We start from the raw sequence: 11,678 nt of genomic DNA, 5'->3' as shown, positions 1-11,678 counted from the left end.
CGCCCAACTCTATTTCTTTGCCCCCCGCTTTTGTATTTTTTTGTGAAAACCCTTCCTTGTGTGCCTTGGGGGTTTTGGGCGCGGCGGGGGTGCCACCCGGCGGACCTTCCCTTGGCCTGCTACTTATCGATGAAACCGGCTCGCTTGAGCTGAGCCTTCGCGTTTTTCAGGGCGCGCTGGTCGGACGAGGTGCCGGAGATGGTCGTCACCGGCTTGCCGTCCTTCTTGACCATGTAGTGGCCCTTGCTCGTGAGCCTGACCTCGAAGCCCTGTTCCTCGGCCCTCTTTGCCAAGTCTCGTTCTTTCCTGCCCAACAGTACCTCTTTCCCTTTACGTCGTCTAGCGATTATACCCCAGAAACTGAAGACGTTGGTAAGGGTATGGGCGCGAAACGCAGGACACCGGTAAGGGTAACTTTGAGGTGAGGTCATAGCGTATGGGTGTTATTGGGGCCTTTGTTCTTCACATCCCGTACGTCGCGCTTCCTCTGCGTGTATCGAAGTCACGGCTTGTTGCCGGGTGCGGGTAGCGGGCGCGCCCGACCTGGAGCAGGGCGGGGTTTGGCGCCGGCCGGGCCGTGAGTGGGTGAGCACCGCGAGGTGCCCGTGCAGCGTGGCGTAGGCGCGGGCGTGGGGCACTGGCCAGTAGATCCCGTCAGCAGGGGACTGGCATTCCGGTGGCGCAGCAAGAATCGACGGCGACGCCGCTGATCCACAGATGCCGGTGACCACCTGGGACGTGGTCCAAGCCTTCGCCACCACGATCGAGGCAGCCCCTGGTGTACGCGGAGCACCGCCTCGCAGCCTGGAGGAGCGCCCGGCCTATCTGGTGCCGAGGTGGGTTAGGAGGTGCTGTTGGGTGGGGTGGAGGCTGTCCCACAGTTGTGTTTGTGTCCTGATCCAGCGGCGTTCGGTTCTGGTCAGGGTGTTGCGGTTGGTGGCGGTGCGGGCCCGGTGGTAGGCGCGTTGCCAGGCGAGGGGCCAGGGTGGATTCCAGTGAGGGTCGAGGGCGTTGAGCGCGGTGATCCGGGAGGGCTGGATGCGTCCGTCGGCGGCGCGTTGGCGTAGGAGCCAGCTTCCTAAGGGGTGGCCGTTGTGGCGGGTGCGGTCGGTCACGGCCAGGTTCCCGTGCTCGGCCGCGTAGCTACGAGCCTGCGCCAGCCCGGTTTCTCCCAGGGCCGGACCGGTGAGGGAGGCTGTGACGGTGCAGGCGGTGGCGGCAGTGATACCGATGTCGGCGAGGAGGTCACTGCCGCTCGCGCACAACGAACCAACCCCCCAGCCATCCCAGACAAGGTTGGCCGCGCGGAAGAGCCACTGCGTGCGGCAAGGCGTGTGGTGAACCATGTCGGGGTGTCACGAATTGGGAACCGTCTATGTGCTCAGCGTCACGCACATGCGAAGATCGCCCCCAGTTCGACAGAAAGGCGGCGAGGGCTATGGCGACCAAGGACGATCAGTTTGAAGCGACGGCTTCAGCTCTTGGATACCTCTACCAGTTCGCCAAGGCACTGCAACTCTGCATTGAGGAGTGGGTAGGCGGACTTGAGTGGAGCGTCGCAGTCGAGGCCGCCGATGACATCGAGAAGCATGCCGGGTCGCTGACAGAACTGCTTCAACTCAAACAGCGTGCAGAGGGAATCCGCCTGACCGACTCCGCTCCCGATCTATGGAAGACACTTCGAATCTGGTGCGAGGCAGCCAAGACGGGGCGGATCCATCTCCCTGAGACCAAACTCTTCCTCATGACCACGGCCGAGCTTCCCGTCGGCAGCGTGGGCTACCACCTAGAGCCTAAAACCAGCGGGCACCGTGACGAGGACAAGGCGCTTGACCTGCTCCGGTCGGCCCGGGACGCGTCCAAGAACGACCAGTTGCAGAAGGCGTTCAAGGCGTTCGATGAGCTGGAAGCCGAAGGAGCGGTAGGGCAGTCCGCCCTGCTCTCGCGGATCGAAGTCATTGGTGGCGCTCCAAGAATCGACGACGTTCGCGAGAAGATGCTTGGCCATGCGGCCCTCGTGGTGGGCCACGAACTTGCCAAGCCCTTCCTCACCCGGCTCGAGGGCTGGTTCTACGACCGAGTCATCGAGCAGATGCGCCCCCCTGGCGGGGCGCCCATCACTGGTGAGGAGTTCGACCAGATCTTCAGCGATCTACGCCATCAGTTCGGGCCCAACAACCTGCCGATCGACCCTGACATCGCCGACTGGGAACCCGGACCAGCTGAAGCTGCCGACAAGACGTTCGTGCGACAACTCGACTTGATCGGTGTCGGTTCCGAACGTATCGGCCTTGCCGTACGGGACTACGTTCGAGCCTTTGACCAGCGGTCGCGCTGGTCAGAGGACAAGCTGCTCCGCGTGGGAGAGCTCGGCAGGTACGAGCGCAAGTTGATTGAAGAGTGGCGGGCACGCTTTGCCGACATGCGCGAAGATCTTGGTCCTGAATCGACTGAGGAAGAGATGAGGCGTGAAGCCAGACTGATCTACCGTTGGGTGGACCGGGAGGCGCGCGCTCAGATCCGCTCAGGGCTGGAAGAAGTGTTTATCCCAAAGGGGTCGTACCACATGCTCGCCGACGAACTCCGTGTCGGCTGGCACCCCGACTTCACGGCCCGGCTGGCAGCTCTCTTGGAGCCGGCCGGGGCCCGTTGATGGCACTTGAACTCAGTCGCGAGGAGCGGGCGCTCTACAGCCCCGCTTTCACAGCGGTGCTGTGCACCCGGGCCGTCCAGGGATACGACAAGGAGTGCGCAGCGCCGTGTCCACTGCCAGTAGCTGTGACTGCTGCCGTCATGGCGCTGCAGCCCTCTATCCGTGCTGTCCTGCCGGCTACGACAGGCACCGGCCTCATGGGCTGGCTCGACGAAAACGACGCCGTGCGCGTCGCTATGACGCGCAACGCTTCTACCTTGGCTTCCGTCGTCCGGCCCGGCCTGCTCTTTGCGTTGCAGAGCAGCATCCTCCGCTGCAGCAGCGAGGGATTGACAGCAGTTCCTCGTGCGCTTGGCAAGAGCGTAAAGGGCGATACGGAACAGAACGTCGCCATCCAGAAGGCCGCCCTCCAGCTTGGGCGATGGCTGCCCAGCACCGGCAGCCTCAGCACTGTCCTGACCCTCCTAGGAGTCAAGCCGTGACCTTTCAAATCCGGGCGGTCACCGTCTACGGCAAGCAGTCGGGCCAGGTTCGCACCGTGCCTTTCAAACCCGGCAGACTCAACATCGTCACTGGCGACTCCCGCCGCGGCAAAAGTGCCCTGCTGACAATCATCGACTACTGCCTCGCCAGTTCCGGCTACCCCGTCAAGGCCGGCAGAGTACGTGACTACGTCAGCGCTTACGCCGTCACCCTGGTCAAGCCCCAACAGCAGCTCTTCGTCGCTCGCCGTGCTCCCGAAGGCAAAGCCTCTAGCAGCACCGTGTTGTGCATCGTCTCCCAGGCCCCAGGGAGCCCGCCACCTCCACTGGAAGAACTCACTTTCGCCACACCGCTGGACGCGGCCAAAGACATGCTCAGTGACTTCTGCGGCATCGACCGCACTGTCCGGGTGCCGGCCGTAGGGCGAGCCCAGACGATCGCCCCGTCCATCCGTCATGCGTTGTTCTTCTGCCTCCAAGCCCAGAATGAGGTGGCCAACCCCGACCTGCTGTTCCACTCCCAGGGCGAAGAGTGGCGCCCGAATACCATCCGGGGCGTCATCCCCTACTTCCTTGGGGCGGTTGACCCAGAGCAGGCGCTGCGACGCAATCGCCTGCGTCTCCTACGTCGCGACCTTGCTGACCTAGAGACCGCCCTAGCCCCAGCGCGCAACTTCGACCCCGCCACCGGACAAGCCCGTGCCCTACTTACTGAGGCCATCGAAGCCCGACTCCTGCCACCGCTGACCGACCCTGATCCATCGGCGGACGACGTCCTGGCCCTCCTTCGACGCGCGCTGAACCATACCGATCCCCAAACTGAGCAGCTCAGCAGCGAAGATCCCCTCAGCATCCTTGCTGCCCAGCGCAACGAGCTGCGTCGCCTCCACGGCCAGACCCGGGTGAAGATCGCTGACCTCAAGCGGGCCCTTACTGAAAACAACGACTTCACAAGCCAAGCCACGGAACAGCGCGCGCGCCTGGTCTCCCTGGGCCTGCTGCGCCGGGACCCCGAAACCTCCGAAGCGACACATTGCCCCGTCTGCGAGAGCCACCTTCCTTCAGCCAACGCCACGGTGGCTGGCCTCACACGCGATCTTGCCTTCCTGGAGGGCGACCTCGCTGTCATCGGTAGCGACACTCCGGCGATCCAGCGGCTGATCGGTCAAGAGGAAGATCGCCTCCAGCAGCTGCGTTCAGCGCTCGCCCGAAACCAGGAAGAGATCAACGAAGTCAACGCAGGGTTGCGCCTTCTGCAGCAGGCACCCGACGACCTACGACGCGGCGCCATGGTCCAAGGACGCATCAGCCTCTACTTGGACACGGCTGCCTACCGTTCAGCGACGCCGCAAGTAGAGGACCGGCGAGACGAGTTGCGCCGCCAGATCGCTGACCTCGAGGAACTACTCAGCGACGACACGCAAAGCGAGCGCATCGCAAGTTACCTGTCGCTCATCAGCCAGAAAATCACCAGCAAGGCGCGAGGGCTCAACCTCGAGCATTCTGAAAATCCCATTCGGCTCGACGTCAATCGCCTCACGGTCGTTGCAGACAAGGCTGACGGACCCCTACCTCTACCCGAGATGGGCAGTGGCGAGAACCACCTTGGCTACCACGTTGCCGCGATGCTCAGCCTCCACGAGTGGTTCACAGAGCACCACGCCCCGGTCCCTCGTCTACTGATTCTCGACCAGCCGTCGCAAGTGTTCTTTCCTCCAGACCACTCAGGCGAGGCTGTGCTGGGAGCCAATGACCGGAACAAGCTGCTGAACAACTTCCAGGCTATTCATGACACGTTGCGGCTGTTGGAGGGACGGTTCCAGGTCATCGTCATGGAGCACGCTGACCTGGATCATCCAGCCTTTGGTCCTCACGTCACGCAGCGATGGCGCTACGACACCAACGAAGCTCTCGTGCCATCCGACTGGATCGACGATGAGACTGACTGAGTGTCCATCGCTGGATTGACGACGTCAGCGGCCTGCGTTGTTCGCGACGTCAGAGGGAGACAGGTCAGTGCGAGGGCGGTGCCAGCGGACGGGGTGACGCCATCGGCCGGCGCTGTCGCGGGCAACGTCGACGCCAACCTCGCCCACCACGTCCGGCTGTACGAGGGCGGCGTCCAGGGTTTCGCGGCTGTCCCATCCGCCCGAGATAGCGGTGATCGGCGGTATCGACACCCACACGGACGTCCACCAGGCTGCAGTGATCGACTCGGTCGGCCGTCACCTGGACACGCAGTCCTTCGCGACGAACTCGGCCGGATACGAGCACCTGCTGGCCTGGCTCCACTCCCAGGGCGAGTCATCACGGTCGGTATGGAGGGCACCGGAGCCTACGGCGCCGAACTCGCCCGTTTCGTGACCACGAACGGCATCACGGTCGTGGAGGTCGGCCGCCCGGACCGCAGGGCCAGGCGGGCTCACGGCAAGTCCGATCCCATCGACGCCTACGCCGCGGCCACCGCGGTCCTGTCCGGCCGGGGGAGCGGAACTCCGAAGAGTCGGGACGGCATCGTGGACGCGATCCGTGCTCTGCGTGTGGTCCGCAAGAGCGCGGTCAAGGCCAGGACGCAGACCATCAACCAGATCCGCGCTCTGATGGGCACCGCTCCCTCCGCCCTGCAAGACAAGCTGCGTGGACTGCCCACCGGTCTGCTGATCGACACCCTCGCCCGGACCCGGCCGACCGGTGATCTCGCGGACCCGTCCTGCGCGGCCAAGACGGGACTTCGCCGCTTGGCCAGGCGCTACCAGGCCCTTCAGCAGGAAATCAAAGAGGCCGACGCGGATCTCGCTCCCCTGGTGGCCGGGCGGCACCCGGCCTCGTCGCCCTGCCTGGAGACGAGGCGTCAGGACGCGACAGGCTCTGCGTCGCAGAGGGTGCGCTGCCAGCCGTGCGCGACGCGCAGTTTCTCCCGCAGGCTGCTCGGCGAGGGTCGGGTTACGGCGGCGATGCGGCCGACGAGCGGGACGTACGTCTCAGCCGCGGCTTGCCCGCGGTGTCGGTGGGCTGTGCCGAGGACTGGTCGGATCCCCTGACCTCGTACGCGCGCGGTTGGTGCGGGTCGCGGCGCAGGAAGCCCTTGCGCTCCAGTGCCATGAGCTGGTGTGCGACCGAGGAGGTGCTGGAGAGGCCGACCGCCTGTCCGATCTCCCGCATCGGCGGCGGGTAGCCGCGTCGTTGCACGGAGTCCCTGATGACCTCGATCACCCGATGACGGCACTCGTGAAGAAGGGTTGGAGCCGTGCGCTGCCCCTTCTGCAGGCACCCCGGCAGTCGTGTCGTCGACAGTCGTACGACCAATGACGGGACGTCGATCCGCAGGCGCCGCCAGTGCCCCGACTGCTCCCGTCGTTTCACGACCATGAAGGCGCGCCTGTTCAGACGGAACTAGCGCGTGGCCGGCGGGTCGAGGAGGCGGTGCGGGCCACCGGAAGCGCCGAACTGACCACCCACGACGTGGGGCTGGCCATACTCGGCCCGTTGCAGGAACTCGACCTCGTCGCCTATCTGCGGTTCGCGTCCGTCTATCGGGCGTTCGACTCGCTCGAGGACTTCGAGGCCGCCATCGTAGAACTCAGGGAAGAGGACGGGGCAGCGAGCCGGGGTCGAAGCTGCCTCGAAGTCCACTCGGAGAAGAGGGCCCATGAGGAAGATCAGTTCGGACGCTGCTGGTGCAGCCCTTCCATGGGGCTGCACATCGAGCGCATCGATACCACCCCCGGCGTGCACCCGTACGACGAGGTGGAGTGGGAGCGCCGTGACGTTGTCATGACCAACTGGCGCGACGGCTCGGTCAACTTCGAGCAGCGTGGCGTTACGTTTCCTGGCTTCTGGTCGGTGAAGGCGGTCAACGTCGTCTTCAACGTCGGGGCCCGGCAGCCCCAGCAGGTCTCCGCCTGCTCCATCCTGTCCGTCGACGACTCCATGGAGTCGTTCCTTAAGACGCTGCTACCGACCCTTCAGTCCCGAGCTGTCGGCGCGGATGCCTGGAGGTCGGCCCGGCAGGGAACGCTTGGGCCCCTCATGATTCGTGGCTTCGTTCATCGCATGCACCGGCTCGAGTCGGCCCTGGGAGCGGTCCTGGGCAGTGATGGTGGCACTGTCTGCGGTGGTGGTCACGTCGGCCCCTCTCGATGGTCTCCCTGCTGGACAACGGTAGTTGCTTTCGAAAGGTTGCGCCAAACACACGTTCGAGTGAAAAACGCGATGTCCATCCTCAGTCATCTGTCTGCGTGTACCCCCGCAGCTGCACCTATCTGGCATAAGGGATCATTCTGGTACTACTTCGCGGCCGGTGGCCTTCGCGCGCCTGACGCTGGCTGCCTACGGCTCTCATGCCTGTCACCGGGACGCCGGTTGGCTGACTGCCGCGGTGGCCGCAGCGTCTCCGCATGTCAGGGGCGGTACGCCGCGTGCAGCCCCTGCCCATACATGTCAACGCGTCCGTGACACGCGCGCCCTGGGCGAATTTACGGGTCGATCCCCACATCTAGTGGTTGGATTGCTTGAGCGGCCCAGAAGTTGTGGTCCCCCGGGTCTTCGTAGCCACCGGGTTCGCTTATGCTTCGTACTGCCTCGCCACACGAGACCCCTCACATGCTTCGCCCTCCGGGCGAAGGCCCTGTTTCACGGGGCCAGTTGGGGTCTACTGAGGGGAGGAAAGATGGATCCGCATGTGCATTGCACCTGCTACGAACGGGAGCTGACATGGCGTCAGGCACTCGTCGACTGGCTGCCAGTGCTCGTAAAGGTCATCGATGTACTGCGGTCATTCTGGTCCTGATCCAGAACCCGTGACCCCGCCGGAAGGCCTGAGCTCAGCAGTGAGCCCGGCCGATGCTTAGACGGCCGGGCTCGGTGACTGCTGTACCGCGGAGGGTCTGGTTACCGGTTGCACCCGGTGGTCGGGCCCTCCGCTTCGTGCCGCAGTGGTTGCGGGCCAGCAACCACTCCGATTCGTCTTCACAGAGTCCAGTGGAGTCGAATGAAGTCAACTGCATCGTACGACACCCGGCGAGTGTGACTCACGCACCTGCACCGACGAATCGCGCGACGCGCCAGTCTGTCCCGCTATCAAGCCTTGCCGGATGACCTGCGCACTCCCGCGGAGCTTCGGGAGAAGAGCATCACCCACACTGAGCGAGCACCTCTGCCAGGTCCGAGTTCCGTGAGTCGTTTTACGGACCTCGGTCAGCCTTCGAGAGGTGGTGCCGCCCAGTCGAGTCCGAGCGCGGCGAGTGTGGTGAGTTTGTCGGGGGTGAGCTTGGTACGGCGGCTCTTCTGGTTCATGATCCACACTCCGAGCTTCACCTCTGTCCCGTCCGGCAACACCTCTACGTGGCTCCTGGGGACGGTCAGTGCGCCGGTGCGTGCCTTGTACTGCGCGAGGGCCGCTACGCCCCGCTCGAAGGCGCTCACGGCCGTCGTCGACGGCTCCGCGGGCACGTCTGGATCCACCCGCTCCGGGGCCAGCGTTGTGATGCCGAGTTGTTCCAGGCGTTCGCGTTGCCGGTCCGTCAGGGCTGCCCAGACGGCAGGCTTGCGCTGCTTGGCCACCCATTTCCCGATGTCCATGCCGTGGACGGTGACGCCGGGCAGGACTTCGGTCTGACCGGCCTGACTCTGCTCGTCGGCGAGGAGCTCGTGCAGCGCGGCGTAGTGGCGTTGCCAGTCCGCCGGCCACGCCGGGTTCCAGTCCGCATCGACCGCCGCCAACGTAGCCGCCCACTCAGGGTGCCCGTCGAGGGCACCAGGGCGGCGGAGGTTGGAAAGCCACTGCCCTACCGGCTTGCCCAGCGCGGTCGCGGAGCGGGGCGCGCACAGGGTCCAGTGCTCCTCGTAGTACGCCTTGGCGGCTTCCAGGTTCTCCTGGAACCGTTCATCGGCCGGCGACCAGACCATGCCCAGCTGTTCCAGCCGCTTCGCGCGCAGGCCGCTCATCTGCCCTGCCCCGTAAGCCCGTCGCTGCTCCGCGATCCACTGACCGAGGGGGTACGCGCCCTCCTTGTGACCGTAGGGAACCCGGGCGTGCGCCTCACGCTCAGTGAACTTCTTGAGCGATGCCCAGCCGCGTGCCCAGTCCTGCTTCTCTGTGTCGATCACGTTGAAGGACACCCACTCCGCGACCATGACGGGATCCCTCGGAGCGGCAAAACGAAGCAACAGACGGGATTCTTCTTCGCCTTCCTCGGGCGGCGGACCGATGTACTCAGACGGCTGCGCCACGTCCTTCTGCGGCTCCTGCGGAATAGCCAGCAACTCGACGGCCTCTTCGTCGTGAGCCCGCAGACCCTCAAGGACTTTCACCAACGGCTTATACGATCCCGAGGTGAACATTTCCTCCGGCTTTTCGCCCGGCTGGAGAAATACCGGCACGATCAACGACGCCAGTTTCCCTTCACCCGGCTTTTGGCGTAGCGCCCGGCCGATGGCCTGGACGATGTCGTGCGGCGCCCCCTTCGGATCCAGAAGGGCAACGGAGTCCACAGCCCGGATGTCCACGCCCTCGCCCAAAACGCGGCAGTTGGAGAGCACGGCCCGCTGCGCCGTGGTCCCGAACGAGCCCAGGACCTCCCGCCGATGCACAGGAGCATGTTCGCCGCACAGCCAGTCCGCCCACACCCGCCCCGGATACGTCTCAGGCCGGTCAGCGTGCAGCTTCGCCGCCACGCGCTCCAGGCCCTCCGCGTACGCCTGCGCCTCTATCGTCCGGTGGTGGAAGGTGATGCACGTCTGCAATCCATGTTGCGCCATGGTGTGCAGGAGCGCGGCCTGCAGGGCCCCGATCCGCTGCCCGCGGACCTCCTCCGAACCCCGCTCCTCACCCATCAGCCGCCCGGGCGTCACAACCGGGTCCTGCAGTTCCAGGACGATGATCTGATACCGCGCCAGCAGCCCGCGCGAGACGGCCGACGCCAGGCTGAGCTTGTAGAGCACCGGCCCGAACACGGCCTCGTCATCCATCGACGCCGCCATCTCCCGCGGCAACGCCTCACGCACCCCTTCCGCGACCTCCCAGCCCGGCCGCTCCTGCCAGATCCGCGGCGTGGCCGTCAGATACAGCCGCCGGCGCGCCGGGATGACGGTCTGGTCGTGGATGTCCGCCCACGCCTTACCCATCGACCCGGACGTCCTGTGGGCTTCATCAACTACCGCCAGGTCCACCGGATCAAGACGCTGGCCGTAAGCGCCCTCGAAGGCCTCTGCCAGGACACCGAGGCTGGCATACGTCGCATAGATGGTCACCGGCCCCGCACCGTGCCACAGCGCCAACTGCACAGGATTCGTGGTGGAGCGCACCCGCAGGTTCCACAACTCCGGATCGTCCTGCAGCGAACACACCGCGACCGCCGGCCCCGCATGCCCAGCCTCATGCCACGCCTTCACCGTCTGCGCCAGAAGATCGAGTGTCGGCACCAGCACCAACACCCGCCCACGCGACACGATCCGCCGCGCCGCAGCGGCCGCCATGAGGGTCTTGCCCGTGCCGCACGCGGCGTGCACCTGCCCACGCAGGCCGTGCAGGGGAATGCCGCCTGGCGGGACGTCGAGACCGCGCACGATGGCATCGACGGCCTCGACCTGATGGTCACGCAGTTTCACCGCTGGTCCTCTTCCTTCCCTCGGGCCCGGGCTCCGGATCGGATGTCAGGAGGCGCTGGAGCAGACGCTCGGCCAGTACATGGTCGTAGTCCTGTGCGACTTGCAGGGGAGGCCGTCCGTCCTCGGTCGGCAGCCGCGGGTCGGCGCCGTAAGCGAGCAGAATCGCCGTGGCAGCTGTGTTCAAAGGGTGGCCCGACTGAAGATGACTGTCTCCTTCGACGTCTATAGCGTGGGTGAGCAGCGTGAGACCGAAGCACATCTCGTCCGGATCGGCCCCAGCATCCAGAAGCACGGTGAGTGCTTCATAGTCGCCGACTTCCACGGCTCGGTGTACAGGAGTCCACTTCCCGATCTCCGCTGTCCAAGGAGATTCACTATTCACCAGCAGATCCAATTCATCGTGAGTGTGATCAATAAACTCCCTGAACACCGGTCGCGGTCCGGGAGGTACAACGTCTGATTCCAGACTCTACACAGTCAACTACTCTGATGCATCAACCTCGAGTCAACTCCCGTCACAGGAATGACACGCGACCGAATCCCATCTCCCCATGGCTGGTTTCCCTGCATACTGGTGAACGTCAGCGGAGGCCACCCGGATGGATCCGAGGGCAGGGGAGAGGTTCGGGCGGAGCGCAGCGGAGCCCGTCACTACAGTCAAGCCGGCACCCGGCCAAACCGACACCCCGTCACTCCTGTTACAGCGGTGGTAGCTGGGATTCCCAAACCCTACACAGACCCGCACCCGATGCACCTCCCCTCACAGCCAGCCAAGGCAACCGCGCTTGCGCGGGTGCCCACAATTCGCGCTTGCGCGAATTGTTACTGCTTTTAGAATTCCGCTTGCGGAATTCATTCCCGCGCTTGCGCGGGAATTCCGAATTGCGCTTGCGCAATTCGTTCACTATGCAGCGCGCCAGCGTTGCATATCCCGC

Annotated in this window: 7 protein-coding genes and 3 pseudogenes; 5 read left to right on the top strand and 5 right to left on the bottom strand. The window is 64.9% G+C overall.

Annotated elements, in window-relative coordinates; genetic code table 11:
* Nucleotides 1–119 precede the first annotated feature (119 nt).
* Nucleotides 120–293 (bottom strand): hypothetical protein, encoded by a 174-nt coding sequence (locus ACFV2J_RS16945; RefSeq protein WP_385083470.1) that lies wholly within the window; start codon nucleotides 291–293, stop codon nucleotides 120–122.
* Between the two features lie 528 nt (nucleotides 294–821).
* Nucleotides 822–1,265, bottom strand: a complete 444-nt coding sequence (locus tag ACFV2J_RS16940) for a helicase associated domain-containing protein (RefSeq protein WP_385083471.1) — start codon at nucleotides 1,263–1,265, stop codon at nucleotides 822–824.
* Between the two features lie 173 nt (nucleotides 1,266–1,438).
* Between ACFV2J_RS16940 and ACFV2J_RS16935 the strand changes: the two genes are divergently transcribed.
* The 4 genes and pseudogenes from ACFV2J_RS16935 to ACFV2J_RS16920 all read left to right on the top strand — a co-directional run.
* Nucleotides 1,439–2,653, top strand: coding sequence for an ABC-three component system protein (locus ACFV2J_RS16935; RefSeq protein ID WP_385083472.1), 1,215 nt, complete (start codon nucleotides 1,439–1,441; stop codon nucleotides 2,651–2,653).
* Complete coding sequence (locus ACFV2J_RS16930; RefSeq protein ID WP_385083473.1) at nucleotides 2,653–3,135, top strand: three component ABC system middle component; 483 nt, start codon at nucleotides 2,653–2,655, stop codon at nucleotides 3,133–3,135. Before ACFV2J_RS16935 ends, ACFV2J_RS16930 begins: the two co-directional genes overlap by 1 nt.
* Complete coding sequence (locus ACFV2J_RS16925; RefSeq protein WP_385083474.1) at nucleotides 3,132–5,084, top strand: DUF3732 domain-containing protein; 1,953 nt, start codon at nucleotides 3,132–3,134, stop codon at nucleotides 5,082–5,084. Before ACFV2J_RS16930 ends, ACFV2J_RS16925 begins: the two co-directional genes overlap by 4 nt.
* Before the next feature lie 369 nt (nucleotides 5,085–5,453).
* Nucleotides 5,454–5,678 (top strand): annotated as a pseudogene (locus ACFV2J_RS16920) (IS110 family transposase); the annotation flags it as partial.
* 404 nt (nucleotides 5,679–6,082) lie between these two features.
* Here ACFV2J_RS16920 and ACFV2J_RS16915 read toward each other — a convergent pair.
* Nucleotides 6,083–6,498, bottom strand: a pseudogene (locus ACFV2J_RS16915) (LexA family protein); the annotation flags it as partial.
* Between ACFV2J_RS16915 and ACFV2J_RS16910 the strand changes: the two are divergent.
* Nucleotides 6,383–6,738: pseudogene (locus ACFV2J_RS16910) on the top strand (transcriptional regulator NrdR); the annotation flags it as partial. The pseudogenes ACFV2J_RS16915 and ACFV2J_RS16910 sit on opposite strands and share 116 nt — an antisense overlap.
* 1,593 nt (nucleotides 6,739–8,331) lie before the next feature.
* Here ACFV2J_RS16910 and ACFV2J_RS16905 read toward each other — a convergent pair.
* Nucleotides 8,332–10,743 carry a Helicase associated domain protein gene (locus ACFV2J_RS16905; RefSeq protein WP_385083475.1) on the bottom strand — a complete coding sequence of 804 codons (2,412 nt, stop codon included), beginning with the start codon at nucleotides 10,741–10,743 and terminating at the stop codon, nucleotides 8,332–8,334.
* On the bottom strand, nucleotides 10,730–11,125 hold the full coding sequence (locus tag ACFV2J_RS16900) for an ankyrin repeat domain-containing protein (RefSeq protein ID WP_385083478.1): 396 nt from the start codon (nucleotides 11,123–11,125) through the stop codon (nucleotides 10,730–10,732). Before ACFV2J_RS16900 ends, ACFV2J_RS16905 begins: the two co-directional genes overlap by 14 nt.
* Nucleotides 11,126–11,678 lie beyond the last annotated feature (553 nt).

It is taken from the genome of Streptomyces sp. NPDC059668 (genome assembly GCF_042734135.1).
GTDB lineage: Bacteria > Actinomycetota > Actinomycetes > Streptomycetales > Streptomycetaceae > Streptomyces.
This window is presented reverse-complemented; position numbering and strand designations above follow the sequence as displayed.

What these genes read in the sequence shown, in the direction of transcription:
- ACFV2J_RS16935 (WP_385083472.1), top strand. Translation starts at nt 1,439, where the DNA reads ATGGCGACCAAGGACGATCAGTTTGAAGCGACGGCTTCAGCTCTTGGA.
- ACFV2J_RS16930 (WP_385083473.1), top strand. Translation starts at nt 2,653, where the DNA reads ATGGCACTTGAACTCAGTCGCGAGGAGCGGGCGCTCTACAGCCCCGCT.